This is a genomic window from Alkalihalobacterium sp. APHAB7 (genome assembly GCF_048323755.1).
GTDB lineage: Bacteria > Bacillota > Bacilli > Bacillales > Bacillaceae_F > Alkalihalobacterium.
In genome coordinates this window covers 61,893-76,753 of the sequence record NZ_JBLWFS010000021.1, presented here as the reverse complement: position 1 = coordinate 76,753, position 14,861 = coordinate 61,893, and the positions used below count along the sequence as shown (strand labels likewise).

Sequence of the window (14,861 nt, the reverse complement as noted above, 5' to 3'; positions counted from 1 at the left end):
ATGGAGTATTTAACTCTAGTCGATGCATACCTCGGTATGTACGCTTGTGCTGTTTGTTCAGTTTTGAGAGAACTTATAATGGTTTGATTAACTTATTTGCGTCTGTGAATTAAGCTTCCTAGACGCAATGTAGCACGAAGATATACAGAGTAGAAGATCAAGGTGTATGTTTTATGGGGCCTTAGCTCAGCTGGGAGAGCGCCTGCCTTGCACGCAGGAGGTCAGCGGTTCGATCCCGCTAGGCTCCACCATGTATTTATATTTACATCTCTTTTTATAATGGCGGTGTAGCTCAGCTGGCTAGAGCGTACGGTTCATACCCGTGAGGTCGTGGGTTCGACTCCCTCCGCCGCTACCATTATATTGAACCTATAGATTATGGTTCGAGATCTTCATCAAGAAGGTTATGGAGGAATACCCAAGTCCGGCTGAAGGGATCGGTCTTGAAAACCGACAGGCGGGTTAAACCGCGCGGGGGTTCGAATCCCTCTTCCTCCGCCATCTATTTATTCCTTCATATAACGCGGGGTGGAGCAACGAGCGAATCATCGGTGAAAAAGCGCCGAGTTGTCTCGAGCATAAACTTCAAAGAAAAAGCTGTAAGAGGAAGAGACAGTCAAGACTCTTCGAAGCGAATCATCATCCATTTACTTTATAACGACGCGGGGTGGAGCAGTCTGGTAGCTCGTCGGGCTCATAATCCGAAGGTCATAGGTTCAAATCCTATCCCCGCAACCAAAACAATTAGTGCATTTAATTGGAATTATTACTTAGGTGATAATATAAGTATTTCTTAAAAATACCAATTTAAAAGTGGTCCCGTGGTGTAGCGGTTAACATGCCTGCCTGTCACGCAGGAGATCGCGGGTTCGATTCCCGTCGGGACCGCCATTCTTTTATTTCCTTGTAGTCTTTGATCGACTACAGTTGATATAGATTTTGTGGCTCGGTAGCTCAGTCGGTAGAGCAATGGACTGAAAATCCATGTGTCGGCGGTTCGATTCCGTCCCGAGCCACCATTAAAAATAAACGTAATTTACTTTTAATATGGCGGTTGTGGCGAAGTGGTTAACGCACCGGATTGTGATTCCGGCATTCGTGGGTTCAATTCCCATCAGCCGCCCCATTTTTAAATTATAAAATTTTTATTGGGCTATAGCCAAGCGGTAAGGCAACGGACTTTGACTCCGTCATGCGTAGGTTCGAATCCTGCTAGCCCAGCCATTTTGCGGAAGTAGTTCAGTGGTAGAACATCACCTTGCCAAGGTGAGGGTCGCGGGTTCGAGTCCCGTCTTCCGCTCCAATAAATTGTCTGCTTTGCCGGGGTGGTGGAATTGGCAGACACACAGGACTTAAAATCCTGCGGTAGGTGACTACCGTGCCGGTTCAAGTCCGGCCCTCGGCACCATAATGCGCCCTTAGCTCAGCTGGATAGAGTGTTTGACTACGAATCAAAAGGTCGGGAGTTCGAATCTCTCAGGGCGCGCCATAATATCGGGAAGTGGCTCAGCTTGGTAGAGCACCTGGTTTGGGACCAGGGGGTCGCAGGTTCAAATCCTGTCTTCCCGACCACTTCAAGAATGCGATTGTAGTTTAGTAGTCTAGACTAAGCATCACAAGTTACATCGACGCATGATCTGGATTGAATTTGCTAGAAGAGAATAGGCATGTTTTTAAGTGAATAACCTGCGGGTGTAGTTTAATGGTAAAACCTCAGCCTTCCAAGCTGATGTCGTGGGTTCGATTCCCATCACCCGCTCCATTATATTGAATGGGCCTATAGCTCAGCTGGTTAGAGCGCACGCCTGATAAGCGTGAGGTCGGTGGTTCGAGTCCACTTAGGCCCACCATTTTATAAAAACCAAAAAATAAATATACATACATACCCCAGAAGATCAATTTTCTATTGAACTTTTGGGGTATTTTTTTATCAACATTTTATTCTTGCGCAGAATTTGACAAATTTTAATTGACAAGTTATACTTATGACAAATTATAAAGGGGGAGATAGTTTTGAAAAATCAATATTCTGAAAATGGAGATATCACTAAGATACTAGATTTTTTTGCAAGCTATCTCTCTCAAAAGGGCCGGTCAGAAAATACAAGAAAAACGTATTGCGGTGTTCTCCAATCTTTCTTTATATGGTTAGAAACTCAAGGTAAACCAATTAAAGAACTAAATAAAGAAGACGTTCAAACTTATATCAATCATTTGCAAGGGGAACAACGGAGCATTTCAACGATTAAAAAGATCATCAATACGATTAATACGTATGCGAAGTCCATTGATCGATTAGATCTTACGCATGATATTTATTATTCAAAAGATGAAAGTGATAAAGCGCCCTTTGTTCCTGAGATTTTAAGAGAACAAGAAGTTAAGAAACTATTAAATGAAGTTGAGTCTGCTGGGAATCCACGGAATACGGCTATCGTTTATACGTTGTTAGAAACGGGAATTCGAGTCTCAGAGCTTTGTTCTTTAAATAAATCAGATCTCAAATTAAATGAAAAAAATCAAACAGGGCAACTAGTCGTTAAAAGTAAACAAGAAGCCAATAACCGAACAATCCCGCTGACAAGGTCGGTCGTACAGCATCTAAAGGATTATTTGAATTCTAGAAATGATGATGAAGAAGCTCTCTTTTTATCTAATTATCAACAACGCATGGCTGCTCGTACTGTTCAGCATACGTTAAAACAATACGGCGTTCATCCGCATAAGCTTCGCCATACATTTTGTTACAACTTAGTACAAAAAGGTCTAGATTTATCAATTGTTGCTCAATTGGCAGGTCATTCAGATACGAACTTAATTAAACAATATTTAAAATATGAAATGGACCATAACACTGACGAAAATTACGCGTAATAAAAAGAAGCATTTAGGTCAAAGCCTAAGTGCTTCTTCTTTTGGTTCATTAAAAAAATGTCTAAATAATTTCATAAGGCCCGGTAGACATTAAGCGGACTCAGGAGCCGTTATTTGTGAACAAAACACCCTTTTGATCGATTTCGCGGACTCAGAGGCCCTTATTGCACGAAATTTTCGTAATACTCGCATGCTTTTATGAAAATAAGAGCTTCTCAGTCCTCATACGTCTTAAAAACGATGATTTTTGAATAAATAAGGGCTTCTCAGACCGCAAACGCAAAACAATTTGCTAGACTAACACCATACAGGCCGGATTATATAAATAGCCTAGCCTTACAAATCAATAGGGTCCCTAATGAGTTTCCCATTCTTCATTGTTCAGCAAGGGAAATCACGGTTCCTGGCACATGCAGGTAAGAAGATTAGAGTATCGTCATTGGTATGATGGTTTTTACGAATACGTGCATCCATCGAAAATAAACGCTCAAATTCAGACCATTCCATTTTTTGCTTTAAATAATCTCGAAACGAAAAGGAGCTTGTTGCTTTAGGTTGATTATATAGTTGGGAAATAAACATCTGCAAGCGAGCTTGTATCATGAAATAATGTTGATGATTACGGGCTACTACAGGTATCTCTATGACTTTAACCTTCTGGCCCAGAACATTTTGGAACTCTAAGGTTTTATATAACACACGATCAGCCTCTTTTTATCCGTTTCGTTTGATTATACCATAAAAAACCAGAACCTAATGATAGATTCTGGTTTCCAATGTGATGATGTGAGTGAGCAGACACTTATGAGTCATCCTCTGTAAGTCGAACTTAGGAAGCCGCGCATGTTTATGTGCCATGCCTTCCTGTATTCTTTGTCTCTCTCTTATGCTAGTCTTGTTTTAAAGTTTTCATAGCCAAACTCGCGAACCACTTTACAATCACCAGTCTTATCTTTTACCGCAATCGCAGGTAATGGCATGCCGTTAAATGTTGTTGTTTTGACCATCGTATAGATCGCCATATCACCAAACACTAAGCGATCTCCACATTTTAAAGGCTCATCGAATGAGTAATCGCCGATGACGTCTCCTGTTAAACACGTTTGCCCTGCAAGACGATAAGTAAACGGCTTTTCTCCAGCCTCCCCAGAACCGAATAGGGGAGGGCGGTACGGCATTTCCAATACGTCCGGCATATGACAAGTAGCTGATGTATCAAGAATCGCAATGTCCATTCCGTTTTGATGCGTATCAAGTACCGAAGCAACAAAGTAGCCAGCATTTAAGGCAACGGCTTCACCTGGCTCTAAGTATACTTTTAAACCATAGTTTTCTTGCATTCTTTTAATACAAGATTCCAGTAAAGAGATGTCATAATCTTCTCTCGTAATATGGTGACCGCCTCCGAAATTAATCCATTCCATTTGTGGCAGCCACTGACCGAATTTTTCCTCTACCGCTCGAAGCGTAGTATCTAAATCATCCGAGTTTTGCTGACAAAGCGTGTGAAAATGTAATCCTGTTACACCTTCTAGCAACTCAGGGCGAAAATCGTCTGCTAAAGCACCGAACCTAGAACCCGTAGTACAAGGGTCATAGATTTCATGGCCAATTTGTGTGGAACACTGCGGATTAATACGCAAGCCGACTTTTTTACCAGCCTGTAGTGCTTTATGTTTGAATTTTTCTAACTGCGAAAAAGAATTAAAAATAATATGATCGCAAATTGAGATAATTTCATCGATTTCATCTTCACGATAGGCAGGGGCAAAGACATGATTTTCTTTGCCCATTTCTTCGTAACCTAGACGAGCTTCAAATAAGCCACTAGCTGTAGTCCCACTTAAGTATTCTCCTATGAGAGGGTAATAGTAAGACATGGAAAATGCTTTTTGTGCTAAAACAATTTTACATCCTGTGCGTTGCATGACCCCATTTAAGATTTGTAAATTTCGTTCAAGAAGTGCTTCATCTATTACATAGCATGGTGTCGGTAGTTCTTCAAACTTCATTTAACGAACAAGCTCCGGCTCTTTTTGCTCGGCAGGCTTTCCATCTACAAGCTCAGGGTCAAAGCTTTCTTTCCATGGTAATCCCCATTTGTTTAATGCTTCCATAAATGGATCTGGATCAAATTCTTCAATATTGTAAACGCCTGGTTTGTTCCACTTACCAGTCATGATCATCATTGCACCGATCATCGCAGGAACTCCAGTCGTATAAGATACAGCTTGAGAGCCTACTTCAGCAAAACACGCTTCGTGATCACAAACATTGTATACATAATACGTTTTGTCTTTCCCGTCTTTTTTCCCTTGGAAAATACAACCGATGTTTGTTTTTCCTTTCGTACGTGGACCAAGACTAGCAGGGTCAGGTAATAACGCTTTTAAGAACTGAAGCGGGACGATTTGTTGTCCTTCGTATTCGATTGGCTCGATTGACGTTAAGCCAACATTTTCAAGGCACTTTAAGTGAGTTAAGTAGCTTTCACCGAACGTCATGAAAAAGCGGATGCGCTTTAAGCCAGGGATGTTTTCTGCAAGAGACTCAAGCTCTTCGTGATATAACAAGTACATGTCTTTTTCACCAACTTCAGGGAAGTTGTAAACACGCTTAATTTCCATCGGCTTCGTTTCTACCCATTCACCATTTTCCCAATAGCGGCCATTGGCAGACACTTCACGAATGTTGATTTCAGGGTTGAAGTTTGTTGCAAACGGATAACCGTGGTCTCCAGCATTACAATCGAGAATATCGATATACTCGATTTCATCAAAGTGATGCTTAAGAGCATGAGCAGAGAATACGCCCGTTACACCAGGATCAAATCCGCTTCCTAGAAGAGCAGTAATTCCTGCTTTTTCAAAGCGCTCACGGTAGTCCCATTGCCATTTGTATTCAAATTTTGCCGTATCTTCTGGCTCATAATTTGCTGTATCTAAGTAGTGTGTTTTGGTTGCAAGGCAAGCATCCATAATCGTTAAATCTTGATATGGAAGTGCTAAGTTCATAACGATATCCGGCTTAACCTCTTCAATTAAAGCAATAAGCTCATCTACATTATCTGCATCCACTTGTGCAGTCGTAATCTTTGTTTTCCCGCCATCTAGTTTCGCTTTCAGGTCGTCACATTTTGATTTTGTACGACTAGCGATACAAATTTCTTCGAATACTTCACTGTTTTGAACGCATTTGTGGATAGCTACTGTTGCTACACCACCACAACCAATAATAAGTGCTTTTCCCATGTTACATTCTCCTAACGTAATAAATTTTACGATCAATTAGGGTCTTATCATAAAGAAGATCAACTATGTAGGACAGTACCCTTTTTAAAAAATTTGAAACGAACAAAAAAAGCAAGTGTAATACGCAATATGAGCGCAACACCTGCTTGTGGCTTAAGACATATTCAATCCTATTAAAAAGCATAAGTATACTATGAAATAGACAGATCTAGTGTCTACGTAGAAGTCTAAAATTAGTATATTAGAAAGCTTTTAATATTCAAAATATATCATAATAGGTTCAGAGTCTATAGCAAATAATTACTTTAAGCACTCTTATTGACCGTTTCACAAGTTGTTGTGCAATTGCACTGGTTATAAAGTAACCAACTTATAAAATTTGAGCTTCTAACTCAATCAATAAGGCAACTAAGTTGCCAATCGGCATTAGACCCGGCTGTCCGTATGGCCTTAACTTCCTTTAAGAGGAAGTGGTCAGTATTATCTGCATGGAAAGAAGTGATATATTGAATATTTTGCTTTCCAATAACGCTTTTATAGAGTAACAACAAAATTTATAAATTTCAATAGGTAAAATAAAAAAATTTTACCAAACTTTCATCCACAGAAAAGTTGACCTATTTTTCGTTCGGTTTTAGTGAAGGTTAGATGCTGAAAACGCACCAACAAATAGTAAAGATAAATACCGCTCCGCATAAAAAGTCTGCAAACTATAAACAATATAAAAGGCGTAGAATGAATGCCTTGTTTTGTTCATTTTTTTTGAAGTTGTCGGCAAACAATGGTGTTATTTCATTGGAAAAATGTATATTTACAAGAATGATGAAGGAGGCGTTCTCATATGTGGAATGCCCTTTTTTGGGGGACACTTGCGGCATCAGCTACATTGTTTGGAGCATTACTAGCAATTAAGTTCTCAATCCCAAGTCGTATCATTGGTTATATTATGGCACTTGGGGCAGGAGCATTAATTGGTGCGACAACCTATGAGTTATTAGAAGACTCGTTAAAAATAAGTGGTTTTACAGAAGTAGCCATCGGCTTTTTAGGTGGAGCGTTGCTTTTTACTATATTAGACTACCTTATCTCCCATAAAGGTGGAGGACAACAGCGAAAACAGTCAGATCGAAAGTTCATTAAAGAGTCGGAGCAACAGGATGGGGGTAAAACTTCCGGGATGGGGATTTTCATTGGAAGTGTAATGGACACGCTCCCTGAATCAGCGATGATCGGCATGAGTTTAATCGGTGGTGGGTCAGTCAGCTTAGCCCTCGTTGTCTCTGTTTTTATCAGTAACATTCCGGAAGGGCTTTCAAGTACTGTGGGTTTGCGTCAAAGTGGATTTTCAAAGAAGAAAATTATCGTCATGTGGAGTCTCGTTGTTTTTTTCTCGGCATTAAGTGCTTTAGCCGGTGCAACATTGTTAGAATCTGCTTCTAATAGCATTAAAGCGATTGTTAGTTGCTTTGCTGGAGGAGCTATTATTGCGATGCTTGCATCAACGATGATGCCCGAGGCCTATAAAGAAGGGGGACCAACTGTAGGGTTTGTGACCTCAATTGGTGTCTTTATCTCGTTGTGGCTTCATTATTTGTAATGTGTTGGAGATTTGAATATGGATAGTCGTGTTATTCCAATAAGGGGCAATTCCTAGTTAGGGAGTGCCCCTTATTGATATTGTCTTAATAAACAAACCTTTATATTATTAACCCTTATCTAGTTGCATCTTTAACTTTTCAATTTCTTCAACAGATAAGCTTGTTAAGTCTTGAATATCTTTCGTCGTGAACCCTTTTAGAAGCATTTGCTTTGCCACTTTTTCAATTCCTTTTTCAATCCCTTTGTTAAAGCCCTTTTCAACGCCCTTGTCAAACCCTTTTTTCTCCCATGAAGTCATTAGTTCCATAATATGATTCACCTCATCTTTTGGAATATGTTGAAAAAATCGTTAAGTTTCTGTGATTTCCAGTGGATTTAACTTTATCATAAATAAAAATTGCTATAGGAACAATGGGAGAGGACACTTTTTATTCGAGTAGCACAGTGAGACCGTTAGCTAACTTTCAATACTCCAAACCTACTTTATTTTTGCGTTGATGAAATAAAATTCTGTCTCCCGGTGAGTTAGTACAAACAAAACCTGAAAACAGACCTTTATATTATTACACCTTATCTAGTTGCATCTTTAACTTTTCAATTTCTTCAAAAGATAAGCTTGTTAAGTCTTGAATATCTTTCATTGTGAACCCTTTTAGAAGCATTTGCTTTGCCACTTTTTCAATCCCTTTTTCAAAACCTTTTTTCTCCCATGAAGTCATTAGTTCCATAATATGATTCACCTCATCTTTTGGAATATGTTGAAAAAAATTGTTAAGTTGCTGTTCTTCGTTAACAGATAGTTTGTGATACTTCTCAAAGATCCCATGAACTAGCGTTTGACGAGCAGGATCGAGTCGAAGTTGAACGAGCATTCGCAAAAACTCTACTTTAATTCTCACTTTTTCCTCAGGTTAATACCCCATTTTCCCTAATAATGCTAACGCAACAGGGTTAGGGTGTTTGACAAAGTCACGCCAGTTTTTCTGTTTAAGTTGCAAAGTAAAAAACTGAAAAGACAGTACATTTTTAAATGGAAAATCAATGGTGAATGTATTTTTTTCGGATTTAACTTTATCATAACTAAAAATTGCTATAGGAACAATGGGGAGACGATATTTTTCATAAAGCCGGCTAAAGTAGATGAACATCCGGTCATTGAAATCTTTTTGATAGGTGGATTGTGGCTCGATATGGATAATAATCAATGAATTTTTGCCTTTTAATTTAGTCTCAACAATTAAGTCAACAGTTCTCTTATCTCCTTTAATCACATCAGTAAATACTTCTTGATTAAGAAAGGTTACATGTTGAAAATCTAGATGTTCATAAACGTCAGGAAAAAAAGCTAAGATGAATTCTTCAAAAAAAGTAGTAATTAACTCTTTAAACCAACGATCATGATCAAGTGGAGCTTTAATAATTTTCATCACCTCATTATACGAATGTTTGTTCTAATTATAATATAGAGATCGTATGTTCGTCACACTTATATAGTTATAATTCACATATCAAACCACATAGCGATTCGCATAGATGGAATTAAATATTTCCATCTTGTGATGCGGCTGTTAATTAACGTATGAGTTTCAACGTGAACGAGAGCTGTTTGGTAATTTATGTTAAAATAAAAATACAATAAATATTGAGTTTATGAAATAATGAATTTAAACGAACAAGCAGTTTAGTTTAAGTAGAATAGCTATAATTTGAAAACAACCATTAAAAAAGATTACTTTTCGATAATCGAAATGTTAAGAACAAGAAGTTTAGCTGAATAAGGACTCAAAGATATTACCATTGAATTACATAGATAAGGTAGGCGGAAACAATGAATAGAATTTATATTATATCTGGACCAGCTGGAGTTGGTAAATCTACAACTTCAAAGAGACTCGCTGAATTATTTGATCATAGTGCTTATATTGAAGGTGATTTAATTAATCTTATGGTTATTGGCGGATACCTTCCGCCGTGGGAAAGTGAAGAATCCCTGTCATTAGTCTGGGAAAATATAGTGGATTTAAGTATTAATTTTGTTCAAGCCAATAAAAACGTAATCATTGATTATGTTGCTTTCCCAGAAGAAGTAGAAAAGCTCTCACAAAGGGTCTATGCCGAGGTACAGAATGTAGAAATTATCTATGTTGTTTTATGGGTGGATAGAGATGAATTGCTGAAACGAGATGCTTTAAGGATTAAAGAACATCAGATGGGAGAAAGATGTTTAGAATTAATGAATGAATTTGAAAGTAAAGGACTAAATAAGCGTTTTTTATGCAATACAACCAATGTACAACCATCCGATTTAGATGGGGTTCTTAGGAAAATAAAAGAGCTTCCTACATTTATATATTAATTTTTCTTAGACTAATGGATGCATTAGTTAAGGAGCTGTTGCTATGACAGTTCCTACGTTTTTTAAGTAACAGGTAGAATACTGGAACAGTAGCAGTAATGTTTTTCTTGAAATATTGAAGTAAAGTAGTTGTAGAAAAGGAGGGATTTATTAGAGGAAAATGCTATCTTTCTTGTTATTAGTTACTTTGTTAATGATGTAATGATGGGATGTAGTGACGGTACAGATATTGAAACTACTAATAATAATCAATATAAAGAGGGAATTTCGAATACAAATAATTCCTTATTCGGTATATCCGATGATAAAGTCCTCAATGGAGAGGTTATCAAAAAAAGAAGGAAAGAAGTTACTCTAAAAGTAACCAGCGATTCCATTATTTCTGATGGTACAATCTGGGTTATCGTCGAAGATAAAAGTATGTTGGCTGACATAACAAAAGGACAGAAAGTGAACGTGTGGTATGACTACATTAGAGAGTCTAACCCTCCACAAACTAGTGGGTTAAAAATTGAACGTGAGAGCAAGTAGTGGCTTGTTGATGAAATGAACCAGATAATCAAATGCACCTAATTTAACTAACAGAGGCGATAATTTAAGAGGGTATCGCTTGCCTTGTTGTGCTAACGAGCAGGATTGTTTAATAAGAACAGGTATTATTAGGTATTTTGTCGAATTAGTTCACATATCGAATACATAGGTTTCTATTAAATTAAGGAAGATAATATATTTATTGAGGTGATTCTGTTGGTTAATAATGTGCAGATTGAACAAGTGGAAATTATTGATAAACACGTTGATGAACTTTCAGAACTTCTGATACAGGTAGTAGAAGATGACGCATCAATTGGCTTTTTACCGCCACTGCAACTTTCGGATGCTAATAAATATTGGATGAATGTCTTAAATCCAGAAGTTCTTTTATTTGTCGCTAAAATAAACAATCAGATAGTTGGAAGCGTACAGTTACAGCTATGTACTAAGCAGAATGGTGGTCATAGAGCTGAAATTGCAAAGCTAATGACACACCCTAATTATCAACGTAATGGTATTGGTCGTTCACTTATGAAGAATGTTGAAGAACGAGCCAAGCAGGAGGGCAGGTCATTATTAGTTCTCGATACAAGAGAAGGTGACCCTTCTAATTTTCTTTATTCTTCAATTGGTTATATTCATGCTGGTAAAATCCCTTATTATGCTAAATCGGCAAATGGAGAACTTCATTCTACCGTTCTTTATTATAAATCTATTTAATTTAAGCATAGGTTATTTCTGATGGAAAGACGAGCATATCAAATTAGCGTCGCTATTTTACTATTGGGCAGAATTACTTAAGAAGACCACGAGGGTGAATGTTAGAATGTTATATAATCAGTTAATAAAGGAATCTTCAAATTGGATACGTTTTGAATTAGGGCTAGAGAAGTTAGAGGGTATCGAATATTTTAAGGAAATGCATTATCGAGCAAAATCCATCCTTAACTTTCTTTTTAATGATAGTGATACCATTTGGTTAATTGCATCTGTTAGTAATTATAAAAATTGTAAGGGAACTGACTTACCTAAAATTAAACGATTTTTAAGAAATAAAAAATTAACCTATAACCTCAAGTGTAAAACAGTACCTTATGAATACGATGAAGAGGATACGGAAATGGAAACTATTCAATATAGCTTGAAAGTTAATAAAAAAAGTATGCGATTAGACTATCTTATTGAAGCAATTGGTAATAAAGATTTTATTAGAAAACCTATGATTAACGGTAATCTATCTTTTGTAAATGAAACAAAAGGAATTCTTTTTCACATGTATGATGACCGTGGATGTGATGTTTTTAGCTTAAAGAAAGATACACTTTTACCTCTATATCATAAGTTTCGAAAGTGGATTTTAGACTATAATCGTATTGAAATAGACCGTGCTTTTGAAGAAGGATTATTCAATTGTTATGAAACAATAGAGGAAAAGGAAATGAGACTTAAAACGAATGAAATTAAAATAAAAGAAACGGAAATTAAATTGAACCAAGTTAATACATGTCATATCACTCATGCTCTTGAAATACCAAATCAATTTGTACAAGCATGTTCTGATGAGATAGGTCTAACAGGTTTTACTGTTGTTGTTGTCCTATATAGAGGCAGTAATTCTACTATTGTTAATGCTACCAAAACCGAGGCTCTAGCTCTTATTGATTATCAAACTGAGCTAATGTCGTTGTATTCAAAAAAATACAAAGGCAATTATAAAGGTTGGTTAGCAGAAAAAGTTTTTTAAGGGAATTTTGATATAGGCTTAAGTTGAATTCTTTCTTCAACTAACGAAAGCGTTAATTCAAAAAGCAATTATAATTAAAATTGTACGGAGACTAAATTCCATGTTCTTATGATTTGTATTTTGATATTTGTACGATTTCTTATGTGTTTTGGTCTACGATTAAAATAGCTAGGTCAATACATGCAACAACGTATGATGAAAAAGATAAGAAGTTTTGTTCTTATGCTACATACCATGCAAATCAAGAAGGAGTTGTCGATGTATCATCACAGAAGCCGATTGAAGGAACTTATAATGGAGTTGATCGTTCTGGTTTGTTTTGGTCTATGAAACATGCTAATTCGAAATGGGATGACTATTATGAAAAGACCACCTCTGATGAAGTTTCTATAAATCTCAGCTTATTAAAGAACGGGGAGATGGTAGACTCTGTAACCATTACTCGCCATTTTTATAAATCGGGAATAAGAAAAGAAGGAATTCAGGATGAAGAGGTAAAAGGAACGTTGTTTTATCCCGAATCAAAAGGCAAATATCCAGCGGTTATAATCTTAGGTGGTTCCGATGGGGGATTGCAGGAACATGCGGCAGCTTTATTAGCTTCTAAAGGGTATGTTGTTTTTGCACTGCCTTATTTTGGTGTCGAAGGTGTACCGAAAGATCTCGAAAATATCCCATTAGAGTACTTTCAAAAAGCAACGACTTGGTTGCATGAACACCCTAAAACAAATGGAGAGATAAGTTTAATCGGCTATTCGAGGGGTGGTGAACTGGCCTTGCTTCTCGGATCGACATTTGATTACTATAAATCAATAATTGTGGGTGCACCTAGTGCTTATGTAACAGCAGGTATGAAAAATGGAATTTTTGCTCCTGTAACCGCGTGGGTCTATAATCAGCAACCCTTTCCACAGGTTAAGTTTACGTATCGTTTCTCGACGATGTTCTCTATGGTTAAAAATTGGGTCTTAAAAAAACCAATATCATACCTATCCATTTGGGATCGTACGTTGGAGAACGAGGATGGTTTACAAGAAGCAAGAATACCAATTGAAGCTATAAAAATACCGGTAATGTTCATTTCAGGAGGTGATGATCAATTATGGCCTTCAAAACGATATGTAGATATAATGAAAGAAGAAATAAAAAAGTCAACTAATAGTTCTTGTCGAAACCGCTATTTATATTATGAAGATGCTGGGCATTTTTTATCTTTCCCATACAGTTATGTCAACTTGCCTGCTAATGTGTATATGAATGTGGGCGTGGGAATGACGATGACTTTTGGCGGTACGAAAGAAGCCAATGCAACAGCGGCCAAGGATACATGGGTCCAAATGTTAGAATTTCTTAATGAAAACATGGGCGATTAAAAATGAAAGGTTGCGTTCTATGCCTCAACTAGTGATCTTCCGGAACAAATGTTTACTAACATTGAAAAACAATCTGAGGCAACTCAGCGCTTTGAAGAAGCTAGCGATTTAACTTTATAGTGACACGTATCACTATTTTTGAGTTTGGTATACTTTAGTTGATAAACTGGGAGAATGTTGAGGTAAAGAATATTGCTTAACGTTTAAAAGGAGTGTGTTCATTTTGGTTGGAGTAGAATTTGATATGGTTGTGAAAGACAGCTTAAAAGCATTGGAATTATACGAAAGTATGTTTGATATCGAGCGTGTGGAGGTTTCAAACTTTCCTCGTGGTGAAAATGAGGTAGTTTTTACCCTGTACGGTGTTCACTTTCATTTGTTAGATGAAAATCCACAATTCCATTTGATCGCACCCAATCTTGACGATCCTAAAACGAGTTGGGTGAATGTGACTGTGCCTGACATTAAGGTGACTTATGCTAAGGCAATGGATCTAGGTTGTACAGAGGTGCAGCCGGTGACTGAGATTGCTGACTACGGAGTATCGAACGCCATTTTCATGGATCCTTTTGGTTATATATGGATGCTGCATCAAGTACATAAAGAGGTTAGTCATGAAGAACGTATTCAGCTTTGGGAGGAAAAAAGGGACAATTAACAATGGCTGTTTGAGAGTATTTATACACCTTTTATAATTTAAACTGCTTTCACACAATCACCAAGATCTCCCTCTAAATAAAAGCACTTTTTCAATATATAATTAAATTACAATACAGTTAACAAGACTATCATATACCATTCCACGTAAATCTGACTGGGATCGAATTTACCGCTATCCTTCAGAGGATATGGACAGATATATTAGTAAAAATTCTTTTTCGAGGGATTCAATTTTACCTGGAGAAGAAAGAACAGGTACTGTTTCTTTCTTTATTGATCAATTCGACCTTACTCCTAGTAAAAGAGCAAAAGAGCACGGGGCAGGTATATTTAGATTTTCTATTGATGTGTCTAATTTCCCGTTCCTCAACTCATTTGAAAATAATAAAATTTACTATAAGCAAAAAATAGGATGGGATACACATCATGTCCGAATGACGTTTGACGTTGAGTGAATTCCTATGAAAGAC

Annotated in this window: 13 protein-coding genes, 14 tRNA genes and 1 pseudogene; 23 read left to right on the top strand and 5 right to left on the bottom strand. The window is 37.2% G+C overall.

Features of this window, described 5'->3' with window-relative positions:
- The first annotated feature begins 175 nt into the window (after window positions 1-175).
- The 15 genes from ACNSTQ_RS17470 to ACNSTQ_RS17400 all read left to right on the top strand — a co-directional run bounded on the left by ACNSTQ_RS17470 (window position 176) and on the right by ACNSTQ_RS17400 (window position 2,874).
- A tRNA-Ala gene (locus tag ACNSTQ_RS17470) sits at window positions 176-251 on the top strand.
- A 30-nt stretch (window positions 252-281) separates the two neighbouring features.
- Window positions 282-358: transfer RNA gene (locus ACNSTQ_RS17465), tRNA-Met, on the top strand.
- Window positions 359-408: 50 nt separating this feature from the next.
- Window positions 409-501: transfer RNA gene (locus tag ACNSTQ_RS17460), tRNA-Ser, on the top strand.
- A gap of 160 nt (window positions 502-661) precedes the next feature.
- Window positions 662-738, top strand: a tRNA-Met gene (locus ACNSTQ_RS17455).
- A 77-nt stretch (window positions 739-815) separates the two neighbouring features.
- Window positions 816-891 (top strand) — tRNA-Asp (locus ACNSTQ_RS17450).
- Between the two features lie 52 nt (window positions 892-943).
- A tRNA-Phe gene (locus tag ACNSTQ_RS17445) sits at window positions 944-1,019 on the top strand.
- A 31-nt stretch (window positions 1,020-1,050) separates the two neighbouring features.
- Window positions 1,051-1,126: transfer RNA gene (locus tag ACNSTQ_RS17440), tRNA-His, on the top strand.
- A gap of 23 nt (window positions 1,127-1,149) precedes the next feature.
- A tRNA-Gln gene (locus ACNSTQ_RS17435) sits at window positions 1,150-1,224 on the top strand.
- Between the two features lie 4 nt (window positions 1,225-1,228).
- A tRNA-Gly gene (locus ACNSTQ_RS17430) sits at window positions 1,229-1,303 on the top strand.
- 16 nt (window positions 1,304-1,319) lie between these two features.
- Window positions 1,320-1,408, top strand: a tRNA-Leu gene (locus tag ACNSTQ_RS17425).
- A gap of 4 nt (window positions 1,409-1,412) precedes the next feature.
- Window positions 1,413-1,489: transfer RNA gene (locus tag ACNSTQ_RS17420), tRNA-Arg, on the top strand.
- Between the two features lie 6 nt (window positions 1,490-1,495).
- A tRNA-Pro gene (locus ACNSTQ_RS17415) sits at window positions 1,496-1,572 on the top strand.
- A gap of 116 nt (window positions 1,573-1,688) precedes the next feature.
- A tRNA-Gly gene (locus ACNSTQ_RS17410) sits at window positions 1,689-1,762 on the top strand.
- 11 nt (window positions 1,763-1,773) lie between these two features.
- Window positions 1,774-1,850: transfer RNA gene (locus ACNSTQ_RS17405), tRNA-Ile, on the top strand.
- A 163-nt stretch (window positions 1,851-2,013) separates the two neighbouring features.
- Entirely contained in the window at window positions 2,014-2,874 is an 861-nt protein-coding gene (locus ACNSTQ_RS17400) for a tyrosine-type recombinase/integrase (protein WP_418201090.1), read from the top strand.
- Between the two features lie 381 nt (window positions 2,875-3,255).
- Here the strand turns inward: ACNSTQ_RS17400 and ACNSTQ_RS17395 are convergent, their stop codons facing one another.
- The 3 genes from ACNSTQ_RS17395 to ACNSTQ_RS17385 form a co-directional block, all read right to left on the bottom strand.
- Window positions 3,256-3,573, bottom strand: a complete 318-nt coding sequence (locus ACNSTQ_RS17395; RefSeq protein WP_418201089.1) for a DUF2535 family protein — start codon at window positions 3,571-3,573, stop codon at window positions 3,256-3,258.
- Between the two features lie 185 nt (window positions 3,574-3,758).
- Complete coding sequence (nspC, locus tag ACNSTQ_RS17390) at window positions 3,759-4,886, bottom strand: carboxynorspermidine decarboxylase (protein ID WP_418201088.1); 1,128 nt, start codon at window positions 4,884-4,886, stop codon at window positions 3,759-3,761.
- Window positions 4,887-6,125, bottom strand: coding sequence for a saccharopine dehydrogenase family protein (locus ACNSTQ_RS17385; protein ID WP_418201087.1), 1,239 nt, complete (start codon window positions 6,123-6,125; stop codon window positions 4,887-4,889).
- 841 nt (window positions 6,126-6,966) lie between these two features.
- Here ACNSTQ_RS17385 and ACNSTQ_RS17380 point away from each other — a divergent pair.
- Complete coding sequence (locus ACNSTQ_RS17380) at window positions 6,967-7,722, top strand: ZIP family metal transporter (protein WP_418201086.1); 756 nt, start codon at window positions 6,967-6,969, stop codon at window positions 7,720-7,722.
- 108 nt (window positions 7,723-7,830) lie between these two features.
- On the opposite strand, the gene ACNSTQ_RS17375 is transcribed toward ACNSTQ_RS17380, so the two are convergent.
- The gene (locus tag ACNSTQ_RS17375; protein WP_418201085.1) at window positions 7,831-8,031 is read right to left on the bottom strand and encodes a transposase; all 201 of its coding nucleotides are present in this window, start codon (window positions 8,029-8,031) and stop codon (window positions 7,831-7,833) included.
- A gap of 256 nt (window positions 8,032-8,287) precedes the next feature.
- A pseudogene (locus ACNSTQ_RS17370) lies at window positions 8,288-9,151 on the bottom strand (Rpn family recombination-promoting nuclease/putative transposase).
- 401 nt (window positions 9,152-9,552) lie between these two features.
- Between ACNSTQ_RS17370 and ACNSTQ_RS17365 the strand changes: the two are divergent.
- From ACNSTQ_RS17365 to ACNSTQ_RS17335, 7 genes are all read left to right on the top strand, one after another.
- Window positions 9,553-10,080 carry an AAA family ATPase gene (locus ACNSTQ_RS17365; RefSeq protein ID WP_418201084.1) on the top strand — a complete coding sequence of 176 codons (528 nt, stop codon included), beginning with the start codon at window positions 9,553-9,555 and terminating at the stop codon, window positions 10,078-10,080.
- Window positions 10,081-10,284: 204 nt separating this feature from the next.
- Complete coding sequence (locus ACNSTQ_RS17360; protein WP_418201083.1) at window positions 10,285-10,611, top strand: DUF3221 domain-containing protein; 327 nt, start codon at window positions 10,285-10,287, stop codon at window positions 10,609-10,611.
- A gap of 216 nt (window positions 10,612-10,827) precedes the next feature.
- Window positions 10,828-11,334, top strand: coding sequence for a GNAT family N-acetyltransferase (locus tag ACNSTQ_RS17355; protein WP_418201082.1), 507 nt, complete (start codon window positions 10,828-10,830; stop codon window positions 11,332-11,334).
- Between the two features lie 106 nt (window positions 11,335-11,440).
- Window positions 11,441-12,358: a DUF3885 domain-containing protein gene (locus ACNSTQ_RS17350; RefSeq protein WP_418201081.1), complete on the top strand. Its 918-nt coding sequence runs from the start codon at window positions 11,441-11,443 to the stop codon at window positions 12,356-12,358.
- Between the two features lie 143 nt (window positions 12,359-12,501).
- On the top strand, window positions 12,502-13,731 hold the full coding sequence (locus ACNSTQ_RS17345; RefSeq protein ID WP_418201080.1) for an acyl-CoA thioester hydrolase/BAAT C-terminal domain-containing protein: 1,230 nt from the start codon (window positions 12,502-12,504) through the stop codon (window positions 13,729-13,731).
- A gap of 223 nt (window positions 13,732-13,954) precedes the next feature.
- Window positions 13,955-14,389 carry a VOC family protein gene (locus ACNSTQ_RS17340; RefSeq protein WP_418201079.1) on the top strand — a complete coding sequence of 145 codons (435 nt, stop codon included), beginning with the start codon at window positions 13,955-13,957 and terminating at the stop codon, window positions 14,387-14,389.
- 190 nt (window positions 14,390-14,579) lie between these two features.
- The gene (locus ACNSTQ_RS17335; RefSeq protein WP_418201078.1) at window positions 14,580-14,846 is read left to right on the top strand and encodes a hypothetical protein; all 267 of its coding nucleotides are present in this window, start codon (window positions 14,580-14,582) and stop codon (window positions 14,844-14,846) included.
- Window positions 14,847-14,861: the final 15 nt, after the last annotated feature.